Raw genomic sequence first — 13,837 nt, forward strand, 5'->3', positions numbered from 1 at the left:
CGATCGGCGTGACAGGCACATCTTCTTTGACCACGTTGCGGGAGCTCGCCGACGCTTTGCGTGAGGCTGATGAGCGCTACCGCGACGTTGTCCATGAGCAGCTGTTTAGCCAAATTTTTGAAGCCCGGCAGGTCTTCGCTCCGGCGCGCGCATCGCGGCATGTGGACTTAACCGTGGCTATCGCCTGGGCGTTGGAGAACCCCGCACCCAAGGTGGATGCGCTGGTGGCCCAGCTGGGCCGTGACCATCGCCGTCTGGGTTTTCCACCGGAGGTCTATGACACTTTTGCGCAATGTTTGATTGATGGCTTGGGTTTGTTTGAGCTTTCGCCCGAGCTTGCCGGTACTGCCGCGGCCCGCCTGCGCAGCATCTGCACCATCATGAAAGATGAGGCCTCCAAAGCTGATTGGGAAGGCATTCCGCCGGCCCACACGGCGACGGTGGCAGCGGTAGAACGCCCCAACCGCAAGACCGCCGTGGTGCGTCTGGAATCTGCATTCCCCATGGACTTTGAGCCCGGGCAATCCATCCCCGTGACCACCGCGCACCTGCCGGGCACATGGCGACTGTTGACTCCGGCGAATATTTCCGATGACACCGCGCAGCTGTTTTTCCACATCACCGACGCCGGTGGCGCCTCCACCATGCTGACTCTCGCGCGTCCCGGTGACATGTGGACCTTGGGCACTGCGCGCGGGAAGTTCCCGGAGGATATTGATGTCAGTTTCTTGGGGGCATCGGCAAGTAGCCCGGACCTGTACATTTGCTATGGCACGGGCTGGGCGGCGGTGCGCTCCTTCTTGTTGGGTAAAATTGCTGCCGATGACTCCACCCCAGTAGCCGTGCTCGCGCACGCCGATAGCCCCGGCGCACACTATGACCTGCTTTTTCAACACAACCTGCAGGAATTAGCACCGGAAATTTCCATCCAACACACCGTCGGCGATGCGAAAGACCCGCTACTCTTTGGCACCACGCAGGCCTTCCCCGACCACACGCCCGTGCCGGAAATGGCCGTGGTGGACAACCCGGCGCGCGTGGCCTTGGAAGCGCTGGTGTCCAACCCGCAGGCCTTTCGCCGCTGCGTCCTGGTTGGGCCTGCCGATGAAGTCACCGAAGGTGCCGGCATTTTAAACCTCGGCCTCGCACGCGCGGGCATCGTGGATGGGCTCATTGAAACCCATTCGTGGGGCGAGGGACGTCTAACTCAAAGCCTCAAGTACGGGCAAAGTTTTCCGGGTCTTAGCGACTAGCTCTGGGTCCAACTCCGCGTAGATGATTTCTTCTTCGTAGCCCGCTTCGGCCAGGCGCTCGGCAGTAGGGCTGACGATGACAGAGTGCCCAATGCCGGTTGGCCCCGAAGGTTCTCCGGCCTTGGCCAGCCCGCCGGGGCGCGCTTGACCGGCACAGATGACAAAAGAGGTGGAATCGAGCGCCCGCGTGGCCGAGAGCAAACGCCACTGCTCCAGTTTTTCTGGACCGTCTGCCCAGCTGGTGGGCACCACGATGATTTCCGCACCCTGTCGAGCCAGCGCCTTGAATTGCTCGGGGAAACGCACGTCGTAGCACACCGCTACCCCGACGGTTATGCCATCTAATTCAAAAGTAACCAGTTCATTGCCGGGTTTCACGGTGTCAGATTCGCGGTAGTTGAAAGCATCGTAGGTGTGGATTTTGTTGTAGCCCAGGTGCACGCCAGGACCGGTAATCAACGCGGTGTTATACACGCGGTTAATAGTCTTGCCGTCTTTATCCACGTTATCGGCAGTCCGGAACATGCCCGCTACCACCGTGACGCCTAAAGATTCAGCGTGCGCTTTTAATTGGCTCGCAAAATCACCATCGAGTTCTTGCGCTTGAGAATCTAAGCGCCCCGAGGCAAAAGATTGCGCGGTGGCCTCCGGCAACACAATGAGCTTCGCGCCTTTGCCGGCGGCGGTAGAAATCAGCTCTTTCGCGCGCGAAAGATTGGCGTCAATCTCTCCGCCGGATACAAATTGCACAGCTGCTACCTTCATGTTTGCCTTTCTTCGCAGATCTCGAGGAAGTTATCCACAAGCTAATAGTGCCCACCCTAGACTGCACCCGTGGGCGTCGCAATGATTATGGCATGAACATTTTCTTTAATAATGCCAGTGAAAACCTCGTCCATGACTATTTAGATCTCACCACGAATTCGCTGCTCCCGCAGGAGATTGGGCAGGTCGCTGACCACCTTCGCCCCGAATCTTTAACCGCACATGCCTTATCTAATGCCACCACTTCTTGGTCTAGAGCCGTTGCACAATCAACGCACGCCTGTGCGGACCAATTACATTCTGTCGCGGCAATGCTAACGCGAATGCGCAGTGATGATAATTCGCTGGCAGCGCAGTTAAGGCGGATTCTATGAAACTACATAGTGCTGAAATGTTTAGGGCTGCGGCAATGCTGCGCCAGCACTCCGTTTCGCTCGCGCAGTTCCGTGAGGAATCCGAGGGCTATCAACGCGAGATTACGCATGCTGGTTTTAGCGGTAATGCTTTGGAAATCGCGTTGGGAAACGTGCAGGAGGCATCGACAAGCTTAAATGCTCCCGCGCACAAAATGGCCGCTGCCTCTACTGTCTTGGAAGTATTTGCCACCTTGCAACAGCGTGCTGAAAAGCTGATGCTAAGCACCCTGGGCGAAGATTTAATGACTAACCTCAATTCACTCGGCGATGCCTTAGATTGGGCATGTGCGCGCAGCATCGATGCTTTGTGCACGCCAGTTGCTACCCCGCCGCCGAAGAGACTGGATGAGTTTGGCGAGCTTTCCCTCGATGCTATCCATGAGCTCAATATGGCCCAAGCTCCGCCAGAGATTCAAGCTTTAGCCGAGGCCAACCCGGATGTGTACTTACTCGAAGTCGGTGAAGACACCATGGTGGCGATCATAGACCCGAACGAGGTAAAAACCTCACCAAGCTCAGTGACGACTTTTGTCGAAGGCGTTGGCTCTTCTGATAAATCTCGGTGGCCAACCACAATCGAGCGTTCGCGTTCTATTGCACATGCCACCGGCGGCGTCACAGCGTTATGGTTGGGATACGGGGCACCAGCGAATCTTTCCCGTGCCGTCCATGCCGCGCCCGCCGAAGCTGCCGGCGGTGAGCTAGCGCGCTTTCAACGCAGCTTAAGCCAGCGCTTTCCCGCTGCCAAAAAGGTGGTTACCGGATACTCTTACGGGTCAGTGGTTTCTGGATACGCTGCACGCGAAGGCTTGGAGGCGGATGAATTAGTGCTCGTGGGCAGCCCCGGAGTCGGTGTTTCGCATTCGTCCCAACTGGGCTTTGACGGTTCAGTGGTAGCGGTAACCAATGATGGAGATCCTATATCTTTTACGGGTGGCAACTATGGTGGCGCCCATGGAGTAGACCCCACCGCACCAACATTTGGTGCGCAGCCCTTCCCCACCAAGCCGAAGGGAACTCATACGTCCTACTGGACTGACCCAGTGTTTTTAGAAGGGCTGCGCACCATAGCTACGCGCTAGAACAAGCCAGCTGGCTTTTCAGAGTAAGAGACCAGCATGTTCTTGGTTTCTTGGTAGTGAGACATCATCATCAGGTGGTTCTCACGGCCAAGGCCGGATTCCTTGTAGCCGCCGAAAGCGGAGTGCGCTGGGTAGACGTGGTAGTGGTTAACCCACACGCGACCTGCCTGGATGTCACGGCCGGCACGGTATGCGGTGTTTTGGCCACGGGTCCAGACACCGCCACCGAGACCGAAGTTGGTGTCGTTAGCGATCTTGATGGCTTCGTCATAGTCCTTGAACGTTGCCACTGCCAGGACTGGGCCGAAAATCTCATCGCGGAAGATCTGCATGTCATTGCTACCACGGAAGACGGTTGGCTCAATGTAGTAGCCGTTTTCCAAGCCATCAATCTTGTTGATGCCACCACCGATAAGCGTTTCTGCACCTTCTGCTGGGCCAATCTCCAGGTAGGACTTAATCTTTTCCATCTGCTCCACGGAAGCCTGCGCACCCATCATGGTTTCAGTATCCAGTGGGTTACCAATCTTGATAGCCTTCACGCGCTCAATGGCAAGCTTGAGAAAGTCCTCTGCGATGTCTTCGTGAATCAACGCACGCGATGGACAGGTACAGACCTCGCCCTGGTTCAGAGCGAACATCGTAAAGCCCTCAACACACTTCTCCAGGAAGTCATCATCTTCATCCATGATGTCTTTGAAGAAGATAGATGGGGACTTACCGCCCAGCTCCAAGGTCACTGGAATGATGCGCTCGGCGGTGCTCTTGTTAATCATCTTGCCGACTGGGGTGGAACCGGTAAACGCAATCTTCTTGATACGCTCATTCGCGGTCAGCGCCGCACCGGCTTCCTCACCCAGGCCGTTGACGATGTTGAGAACACCCGCTGGCACAACATCCTTAATCTTTTCAATCAAGTACAAGATTGACGCTGGGGTCTGCTCAGCTGGCTTCATGACGATGCAGTTACCCGTTGCCAGTGCTGGCGCAATCTTCCAGGTTGCCATGAGGATTGGGAAGTTCCATGGAATGATCTGACCCACCACGCCGAGTGGCTCGTAAAAGTGGTACGCCACGGTGTCTTCATCAATCTGGGACAGGCGACCTTCCTGGGCACGCAGAACACCTGCGAAGTATCGGAAGTGGTCTACTGCCAGTGGGATATCCGCTGCGAGACACTCACGCACGGCCTTACCATTTTCCCAGGTCTCAGCGACAGCGATTTCTTCCAGATTCTCTTCGATGATGTCCGCGATGCGCAGCAGCACCAAAGAGCGCTCTGCGGCTGAGGTTTTACCCCAGGTTTCAAAAGCCTTCTCCGCGGCATCTACTGCCTTGTCGATATCCGCTGCCTTACTGCGCGCGACCTGGCAGAAGACTTCACCGGTGACAGGGCTGATATTGTCCATGTATTCACCGTCAGCCGGTGCGACCCATTCACCGCCGATGAAGTTGTCGTAGCGTTCACGGTAGTTGACGATTGAGCCTTCAGTTCCAGGTTGTGCATAAACAGTCATGATTAGCCTCTCTTCGAATGCGCACACCACAACCGCAGCAGTAATGCGCGCCCCAATATGGATGGAACATGAACCAAGTCACGTTTGCCACCATGCTAATACATGTTGAATGTTTAAGCCACGAAATTAACAAGAAACCCCCGCTGCGGCTAGATCCCTTAAATGACCTCTGATTTCTCCGGGAATGTCAGCCACACCCACAGATAGACCGCAACCATGGGACCCCGAACACCATAGGAAGCACAACCCAAAACCGGATAACATTCGGGTCAGAACCGCGCAGGTCAGCAATGCCGGAGCACACCCCACCCAGCATCTTTCCATCGGAGAGAGGATAGTATTTCTGGTTCGCACCCCCAACCTATGGCAGCGCGAATTTTTTAAAGGACAAGATTCGCATTGCTGCCTTCGCCTTTGCGGGATACCACCAACGATAGCGAAAGACCCCGTACTCAATTACATGAATTCGGGGCCCTAATCGACTGAAATTTTTCTACGACTCGCTGCTGCGACGACGGCGTGGCTTCCACATAACCACGGACGTCGACCGCGGCACGTGAACCAACTCGCCTCCGCGCTGGCTGCGGAATTGTTCCTGCGCCGAGCGCACAGCATGCAACTCTTGCGCTAGCGCATCGCGTTCGTCACGCAGTCGGTCGCGTTCTTCGGTCAACTCAATAATCGCTTTAATTCCAGCTAGGTTTACGCCGTCTTCTTGAGATAGCTCTTGAATTCGGCGCAACAGCTTAATATCGCGATCGGAATAGCGCCGGCCACCGCCTGAGGTGCGCTCCGGGGTCACCAGACCAAGACGGTCATAGGTACGCAGCGTCTGCGCGTGCATCCCGGCACGTTCGGCGGCTACAGAAATGACGTAGAGAGTTTTCTCGCTCATTTTCACACCTCCTACGCATTCCCCGCCCACCCAGCACGGGGATTGAAACCGGATTCCTTTTCTGCCTGGGCGTAAGTACGCAATGCTGACGATGCCGCTGCATCCAAGTTCGAAGGAACCTTTACTTGGACTGTGACCATCAGATCGCCGGCAGTACCGCCTCGCTTTGGAACTCCACGTCCGCGTACACGCAGGGTACGACCATCGGGAGTGCCTGCAGGTACCTTCACGCGCACTGGCGCATCCAATGTTGGCACGTTGATGGTGTCGCCTAAGGTCAGTTCCGCAAAGCTTACCGGCACGGTTACGTGCAGGTCATCGCCTTCACGGGTAAAGACCTTATCCGGCTTGACCTTAACTTTGACGAAGAGGTCTCCGGACGGAGTGCCGTTAGGCCCTGCCTCGCCTTGGCCGGCCAAACGCACCTTTTGCCCGTCGATGACCCCCGCTGGGATACGAACGGTAATGGACCGGGTACGGTGCACGGTGCCTTGACCCTTGCAATCATCACATGGGTCGGTAACCGCGCGGCCGGAGCCACCACACACAGTGCATGGGCTAGAGAATGCGAAAGCGCCGCGGTTTTCACTAGCAAAACCAGTACCGCCACAGTTAGAACACGTAGTGGTCTTGCCGGATTTCGAACCGGAACCATGACAGGTTGTGCACGGTGCCTCACCGGAAAGCTGCAAAGGAATGGTGGTTCCCTTGGCTGCTTCGCGAAATTCGAGGGTTACTTCCGTCTCGACGTCCGCCCCCCGCGACGGCCGAGCTGCGCGGCCGCCACCGCCACCGCGGTTGAAAACGCCACCGAAGATATCCCCAAAGCCACCGCTATCGCCTTGTCCAGACGCCCGTCCGCCAAAGATGTCGGAGAGGTCGAAGTCTTCTTGCGTCGACCGAAACCCGCCGGGAAAGCCGGCGCCTCCTGACCTTCCGAATCCGCCGGAGCGGACCATCTTGCGGAAGTTGTCATATTCCTTGCGCTCATCAGGGTCAGATAGGGTGTCGTAGGCTTCAGCTGCCCGCTTGAAACGTTCTAGCGCCTCAGGGTTATCGGGATTTGTGTCCGGGTGGTTCTCGCGAGCAAGCTTGCGATAAGTACGCTTGATTTCATCTGCAGACGCGGACGAGGAGACCCCCAGATCCGCATAGTAATCTTTGTCTGCCCATTCAGGTTTTGCGCTCACTGGGCATCTCCTCCTTTCATTGAAGAGTAGAAAATGTCATAAGTAATTATTGTTTTATCTAAGCTAATTATTTAGTTCTTAATTTCTTAATACTGCCACTAATGCAAGTAAGGGCGTCAGAGTCTGTTCAAACACACCCCTGACGCCCTTTCTCATTGGCTAGCTTTCTTGCTCCGCTGATGGTTCAGGATCAGCGATGATGACCATGGCATTGCGAACCAGCTTATCGCCGACGCGGTAGCCGCGGCGAAGAACGGTACCAACTACCTGTTCTCCACCGGAGGAGAGATCTTGAACTGCTTCATGGATCTCTGGGTCAAATGCGTCGCCCTCTTCGCCGAAGCCTTCAAGCTTTTGGCTTGCAAGGGTGCTCGAGAGCTTGTCAGCAATCGCCTTGAGCGGCCCCTCATTGAGGTCACCGTGCTGGCGAGCCAAATCCAAGTCGTCCAGGATAGGCAGGAATGCTGCAATAACCTGGCTCTTGGCATTTTCAATTACTGCCTGGCGGTCACGCTCAGTGCGGCGGCGGTAATTGGTGTACTCAGCATTGAGGCGTTGTAGATCTTCGGTACGCTCCGCAAGCTGTGCTTCAACATCGGAAGCCTCGGCATCAGCATCGACGCCTTCTAGGCTTTCTTCAATTTCAGCTTCCATCTCTGGGCTTACCTGCACGTCGCCTTCAGCAGCTGCTTCGAAGGATTCATCCTTGATCGCGTCTGCCTGGGCTTCCAAAGCTTCCTCCGCTGCGGCCTCAGCACGGTCTGCAGAGGTTGCCTCAGGGTCAGTCTGCTCTGGGTCGCCGGGGTTCTCTGGCATTCCGTTCGGCTGAGTCATTACTTATCGCCGTCCTTGTTCTCTGACTCTGCGTCAGCATCTTCTTCGTCTACAACCTCAGCGTCAACGACGTTAGGGTCGGAGTTTTCAGAAGCAGCGCCAGCCTCTGCGCCTTCAGCAGCCTGTGCCTCGTAGATCTGCTTGCCCATTTCCTGAGATTCGGTGGACAGCTTCTCTACAGCGGACTTGATTGCTTCGATGTCATCGCCCTTGAGTGCTTCGTCGACAGCATCGGCAGCCTCGGTGACCTTGGTCTTGATTGCTTCATCGACCTTGTCGGAGTTCTCTTCCAAGAACTTACGGGTCTGGTAAGCAGTGTTCTCCGCGTTGTTGCGGGTTTCCTGCTCTTCACGACGCTTCTTGTCTTCCTCAGCGTGTGCTTCAGCATCCTTGACCATGCGGTCGATCTCTTCCTGGGAGAGACCGGAACCATCCTGGATCTTGATGGTGTTTTCCTTGCCAGTACCCTTGTCCTTTGCGGAAACGGAAACAATGCCGTTTGCGTCAATATCGAAGGTGACCTCAATCTGAGGCATACCGCGAGGAGCTGGAGCAATGCCGCCGAGCTCGAAGGAGCCGAGCAGCTTGTTAGCGGAAGCCATCTCGCGCTCACCCTGGAAGACCTGAATCTGTACGGAAGGCTGGTTGTCTTCCGCGGTGGTGAAGGTTTCAGACTTCTTGGTTGGAATGGTGGTGTTGCGCTCAATCAGCTTGGTCATCACGCCACCCTTGGTTTCAATACCAAGAGACAGTGGGGTGACGTCCAGCAGCAGAACGTCCTTAACTTCACCACGCAGGACACCAGCCTGAAGTGCTGCACCTACTGCAACAACCTCGTCTGGGTTAACGCCCTTGTTTGGCTCGCGGCCGGTCAGTTCCTTAACCAAGTCGGAGACAGCTGGCATACGGGTGGAGCCACCGACCAGAACAACGTGGTCAACATCGCCGACGGACATTTCCGCGTCCTTGATGACCTGGTTGAATGGGCTCTTGGTGCGGTCCAGCAGGTCCTGGGTGATGCGCTGGAACTCGGTGCGGGACAGGGTCTCGTCCAAGAACAGTGGGTTCTTGTCACCATCAACGGTGATGTATGGCAGGTTGATGTTTGCCTGCTGGGAGGAAGACAGTTCGATCTTTGCCTTCTCCGCTGCCTCACGCAGACGCTGCAGGGCCATCTTGTCCTTGGTCAGGTCAATACCGTTGGAGGACTTGAACTTCTCTACCAACCAGTCAACGATGCGCTGGTCCCAGTCATCGCCACCGAGGGCATTGTCACCAGCGGTTGCCATAACTTCTACGACGCCGTCGCCGATTTCCAGCAAGGAAACGTCGAAGGTACCGCCACCAAGGTCGAAGACCAGAATAGTCTGTTCCTTGTCGCCCTTTTCTAGGCCATAAGCAAGTGCTGCCGCGGTTGGCTCGTTAACAATACGCAGAACGTTAAGGCCTGCAATCTGGCCGGCTTCCTTGGTTGCCTGGCGCTGTGCGTCCTCGAAGTATGCAGGAACGGTAATAACTGCATCAGTAACGTCTTCGCCCAAGTAGGACTCTGCGTCGCGCTTGAGCTTCATCAAGGTACGAGCGGAGATTTCCTGGGAGGTGTACTTCTTATCATCAATATCTACCGTCCAGTCAGTACCGATGTGGCGCTTAACGGAGCGGATGGTGCGATCCACGTTGGTGACAGCCTGGTTCTTAGCAGACTGACCGACGAGGATTTCGCCGTTCTTTGCAAAAGCGACAACAGATGGGGTGGTGCGTGCACCCTCTGAGTTAGCAATAACGGTTGCCTCGCCACCTTCCAGTACAGATACGACTGAGTTGGTGGTACCGAGGTCAATGCCTACTGCGCGTCCCATAGTTTTGTTCTCCTTCTAGCTTTGGGTTTCATTTAAGTTGATTGTCTGTGACTCAACCCTTAATGAGCTACTCGCCCACAATAACAGATGATTGCAATTTCTCGCATCATTCCTGAGCGTTGGCCACTCAACTACTATAACGGCACACATCTCAAAGTTGTTCCCGCCCAACTCAACTTTATTTAAAGATTTTTAAAAACCCCAGGTAGTAGCTTTAAAAAAGTTTGCAGAATGTTCAGATTGCAAGTGCACAACAGCTTGCCGATGCTCCCCCCACACCCCTCAAAACCTTCCAAAAGCGACCCGTCACACACTGGAATTAAGTGGGGGCGACTCAATTTCATTACAGAATCGCTAGCACTAGAAATCCACATTCTACGTCGCCACAGCTTGTAAATACATGCCTAAGGGTCAGATTTAAAATAGTTAGAATTGAATCGGCCTGAATTTTTGAGAGTGGCGTGTTACACGGCGTGAAGGCCTGTGTAGTTTTCTCGTTGGTAGTTGGTGTAGTGCTGGATCGGCGGGATATGCCCGAGCGAGGAATGCAACCGCTCGTGGTTATACCAGTGGACCCATCCAGCTGTGGCGCGTTCCACCTCACCCCAGTTTGTCCACGTCCCTGCCTCGGAATCAATGAGCTCAGATTTGTACAGCCCGATCGTTTTCTCCATCAGGCCGTTATCGTAGGCGTCGCCGACAGTGCCGATAGACCCATCCATCTAATAGACAGCCAGCAGCCGGCGCAGTTCTGTGGAGGTGTACTGTCAGCCCGAATCTTAAGTGATGGATCACCCCGGCCGATTCAAAGTACGGGTCCTGGCGCCAGTGCCTGTCGCAGCGCACGGATGACCAAAGATTTCGTAGCTCGGGTGTCCACGACATACGCCAGGATCTCACGAGTGAACACGTCGGTGACAAAAGCCACGTAGCTGCAACCGCAGCTGGTGTGCACATACGTGAAATCCGCGACCCACCACTGATCGGGGCGCTGAGCCTTCAACCAAGCACGTTGAATACGATCCGGGAAACGCTGCGCGGTGGGATCAGCAACGATGGTGCGTGTGGTCTTGCATCGGAGTACACCCGCGATTCCAAGGATATTCATCAGGCGTTGCACCTGGCCACGGCCAATGATCCAGCCTGCCCGGTGTGCCGTTTCGGGGTAGTTGGTACGGGTATTCCGCGTAGTTGGTACCCGTGTTCCGTATAAGTGGTACTGCTTGGGGGTTTGGGTCATTGTTTTAGGTGGCGGTGCCACGTCTTGTGTCATCGCGTCACCTTTCATGAGTCAAAAAAGGGGCCTGTAATGGCTAACTTCAAAGAAATCATGGCGATGTGTTTAGACGGGGTGAGCTATTCTGCAATAGCTTCTGCCCTGGGATGCTCACGTCGTGATATCGCAAAGACCAAGGCTGTGATTGCATCAGAGTCGGTCACCAAAGAATCGTTTCCCCAGCTTGCGCCCGAGTTTTTCGAGCATCACTTCGGCGATAACCGTACTGTGCGTAAGAAGCATTATCACCAGCCAGACTTCCAAGCCTTGGCGAAGCGTTTGGCAGCAAATAAGCATCTGACCCGGCATAAGCTATGGATGGATTATCTTGCCATTGATGCCGGTCCGGACGAAGCAAAGTATCAGTACTCGCAGTTCTGCGGGCATCTGCGCGACTATGTGCAAGCCTCGGGGCTTGACAGCGTGATTGAACATGAGCCGGGCCAGGAACTCTATGTTGATTGGGCCGGCGATAAGATCCCGGTCATCGACCAGGCCACCGGACTGGTTGGGATGAAGGCCTCGTTGTTTGTCGCAGTGTGTCCATATTCTGGGTTATTGTTTGCCCTGGCTGCCGCAAATGAGAAAATGCCAGCCTGGATTGACTGTCACGTCCAAGCGTTGAACTATCTCGGGAAAGTACCAGGGATCATCGTCCCTGATAATGCATCTACCGCAACGTATCGGCCGTTCAAAGCACAACCAGCTCGTCGTATCCATGACCGTTACGCTGATTTCGCTACGTTCTACGACCTGCTTATCGTGCCAGCACGACCAAGCAAACCGAAGGATAAAGCCGCAGTAGAACGCGCCGTGCAAACAGCCTATAGCCGTATCCTGGGCTATTTTGATGGTCAAATCTTCTACAGCCTGGATGAGCTCAACGAAGCCATCATCATCCGCGTTGACGATATCAACGACAACCTCGTACGCACTGATGGGATGAGCCGACGCGAGCTATTTGACGCGGATGAAGCACCCTTGATGCGGGATCTACCCGCGGTAGCTTTTACCGAAGTGTCCTGGCGTGATGTCAAAGTCGATCGCAACTGGCACATCACCTGCGACCACCAATACTATTCGGTACCGTTTCGTCTCATCGGGAAACGACTTCGAGCCCGTTTGACCAAAGACCTCGTCAGCATCTTCGACGGGGACACACTGGTAGCAGAACACAGCAGGCTACAGGGATTTCGCTACCGATACAGCACCGACCCGGCGCATAATCCTGATGGTGATACCCACGGAGTCGAAGTTCTCACCCGTGATGAACTGCTCAAACGCGCATCCTCGTTCGGGCCGGCAACTACCAAGGTCATCACACTAATCCTCAAGCGCAATGAAAAAGCCATTCCCCGCGGGCTACACACCGCACGCAACATACTGGTCAAACTTGGCAACAAGCACAACAAGACCAGCTTGGAGCCTGCCTGCCAGAAAATACTTGAGCATAATCTAGCACCGAATATGCAGGTCATTGCCCGTATCCAAACCGATATCGCACGCAATCATCAACAACAGTGCGCACCACCGACAGTCGTTTCAGGTGATAGGGCACGCAAACCTGTTGATATCGACAAAGTCGCAGGCGCTGTCTTCATTCGCCCGGCAAGTCACTATGACCAGGTCAAGGAGGTATAGCCATCATGTCATTGTTAAGTATTGATGAAACCACCCGGGCACAATTACGCCAGCTGCGGCTATCCACATTTGCTGATGTCTACTTTGAACTCGCAGCGGATGAAGAAATGACCAATGCGCTGCCGGAAGAGATCTTTCTCAAAGCAGTGGCCCAAGCCGCCGAACAACGCCGGCAACGCAATATCGCCAAAGCCATCACCCAAGCCAAATTCCGCTACCCCGATGCCACGTTGGCCGAGGTGATTAACCCACAAGATCGTGGTATCAACCTGCGCCAGCTCAAACGCTTGTCCGCGACAAACTGGCGTGAAAACCCCACCAACGTCCACGTGCTAGCACCGACCGGTACCGGTAAAACCTATATCGCCTGCGCTTTAGGCATTGCCGCCTGCCAAGCAGGCTACTCGGTAGCCTACTACCGACTTGATCAACTTGTGGATGCTTTAACGGTCTTCCTGCCAGCAGATAAGCGTTATGCAGACCTTATGCGACGGCTGCAAAACATAGACGTTCTCATCCTGGATGACTTCCTGACCATAGGAATCGACCAACGTGGACAAGAAGACCTCACCAAAATCATATTCGACCGCGACGGCAGACTACCAACCATTGTCGCCTCGCAAACCTCCGCCGCCTACTGGCTTGAAGCCCTCCCCGATAGAGTCGGCGCCGACTCCCTAGTCAGCCGACTTAACACCGGCCAACGCATCAACCTCGGCGACTACGACATGCGCCAACACCTGGCCTACACCCACCACACCACCGACTAACAACACTGACCCCTGGTAGCAGCCCACCGACCAAACAAGCTGCCACCAGGGGCCAACCCCAGTACCAACAACCCGGAAACTCTAAGTACCAGCTCCCCGGAACACCGGTACCAAAACATCGGAGTCAGCACCCGGTGGGCGGCTTTCTATAGTTTTCGTCGCCCGTAGACCCGCCGATTGGCCCGCCACAGCTTAAAGAGCCGGTGCGCGGTATACGCCTCATCCAGCTCGGCAGGGGTGGGCCCGAAATCACGGGCCTGGAAGCGGTAGAACGTTGCTGGTGAAATAGCGTATTTATGCTCGTTGAGCACGCGGCACATCCGCTCGATGGGGCCCGAC

Annotated in this window: 12 protein-coding genes and 1 pseudogene; 4 read left to right on the forward strand and 9 right to left on the reverse strand. The window is 55.2% G+C overall.

What is annotated here, in order from left to right; all coding sequences use genetic code 11:
* The first annotated feature begins 8 nt into the window (after positions 1–8).
* The gene (locus CSTAT_RS11670) at positions 9–1,253 is read left to right on the forward strand and encodes a hypothetical protein (protein WP_083640860.1); all 1,245 of its coding nucleotides are present in this window, start codon (positions 9–11) and stop codon (positions 1,251–1,253) included.
* On the opposite strand, the gene CSTAT_RS11675 is transcribed toward CSTAT_RS11670, so the two are convergent.
* Entirely contained in the window at positions 1,203–2,018 is an 816-nt protein-coding gene (locus CSTAT_RS11675; RefSeq protein ID WP_075723587.1) for a carbon-nitrogen hydrolase family protein, read from the reverse strand. The two genes, CSTAT_RS11670 and CSTAT_RS11675, sit on opposite strands and share 51 nt — an antisense overlap.
* A 370-nt stretch (positions 2,019–2,388) precedes the next feature.
* On the opposite strand from CSTAT_RS11675, the gene CSTAT_RS11685 reads away from it, so the two are divergent.
* Positions 2,389–3,516 (forward strand): alpha/beta hydrolase, encoded by a 1,128-nt coding sequence (locus CSTAT_RS11685; RefSeq protein WP_075723588.1) that lies wholly within the window; start codon positions 2,389–2,391, stop codon positions 3,514–3,516.
* On the opposite strand, the gene exaC is transcribed toward CSTAT_RS11685, so the two are convergent.
* The 8 genes and pseudogenes from exaC to CSTAT_RS11725 all read right to left on the reverse strand — a co-directional run bounded on the left by exaC (position 3,513) and on the right by CSTAT_RS11725 (position 11,084).
* Positions 3,513–5,033 carry an acetaldehyde dehydrogenase ExaC gene (gene exaC / locus CSTAT_RS11690; protein WP_066796619.1) on the reverse strand — a complete coding sequence of 507 codons (1,521 nt, stop codon included), beginning with the start codon at positions 5,031–5,033 and terminating at the stop codon, positions 3,513–3,515. The genes CSTAT_RS11685 and exaC overlap by 4 nt on opposite strands.
* Before the next feature lie 187 nt (positions 5,034–5,220).
* A pseudogene (locus CSTAT_RS14010) lies at positions 5,221–5,352 on the reverse strand (PspC domain-containing protein); the annotation flags it as partial.
* A 174-nt stretch (positions 5,353–5,526) separates the two neighbouring features.
* Positions 5,527–5,928 (reverse strand): heat shock protein transcriptional repressor HspR, encoded by a 402-nt coding sequence (locus CSTAT_RS11700; protein ID WP_075723589.1) that lies wholly within the window; start codon positions 5,926–5,928, stop codon positions 5,527–5,529.
* 11 nt (positions 5,929–5,939) lie between these two features.
* On the reverse strand, positions 5,940–7,118 hold the full coding sequence (gene dnaJ / locus CSTAT_RS11705; protein ID WP_066796626.1) for a molecular chaperone DnaJ: 1,179 nt from the start codon (positions 7,116–7,118) through the stop codon (positions 5,940–5,942).
* A gap of 159 nt (positions 7,119–7,277) precedes the next feature.
* Complete coding sequence (gene grpE, locus CSTAT_RS11710; RefSeq protein WP_066796629.1) at positions 7,278–7,952, reverse strand: nucleotide exchange factor GrpE; 675 nt, start codon at positions 7,950–7,952, stop codon at positions 7,278–7,280.
* Entirely contained in the window at positions 7,952–9,811 is a 1,860-nt protein-coding gene (gene dnaK, locus CSTAT_RS11715) for a molecular chaperone DnaK (RefSeq protein WP_075723590.1), read from the reverse strand. Before dnaK ends, grpE begins: the two co-directional genes overlap by 1 nt.
* Before the next feature lie 464 nt (positions 9,812–10,275).
* Positions 10,276–10,533 (reverse strand): integrase core domain-containing protein, encoded by a 258-nt coding sequence (locus CSTAT_RS11720; protein WP_075723591.1) that lies wholly within the window; start codon positions 10,531–10,533, stop codon positions 10,276–10,278.
* Between the two features lie 83 nt (positions 10,534–10,616).
* Entirely contained in the window at positions 10,617–11,084 is a 468-nt protein-coding gene (locus tag CSTAT_RS11725) for a DDE-type integrase/transposase/recombinase (RefSeq protein WP_075723592.1), read from the reverse strand.
* A gap of 36 nt (positions 11,085–11,120) precedes the next feature.
* Here CSTAT_RS11725 and istA point away from each other — a divergent pair, with 36 nt between their 5' ends.
* Positions 11,121–12,728: an IS21 family transposase gene (gene istA / locus CSTAT_RS11730; protein WP_075722970.1), complete on the forward strand. Its 1,608-nt coding sequence runs from the start codon at positions 11,121–11,123 to the stop codon at positions 12,726–12,728.
* Between the two features lie 5 nt (positions 12,729–12,733).
* Positions 12,734–13,498, forward strand: coding sequence for an ATP-binding protein (locus CSTAT_RS11735; RefSeq protein ID WP_075722545.1), 765 nt, complete (start codon positions 12,734–12,736; stop codon positions 13,496–13,498).
* Positions 13,499–13,837 lie beyond the last annotated feature (339 nt).

The sequence above is a fragment of the Corynebacterium stationis genome (genome assembly GCF_001941345.1).
Taxonomy (GTDB): domain Bacteria; phylum Actinomycetota; class Actinomycetes; order Mycobacteriales; family Mycobacteriaceae; genus Corynebacterium; species Corynebacterium stationis.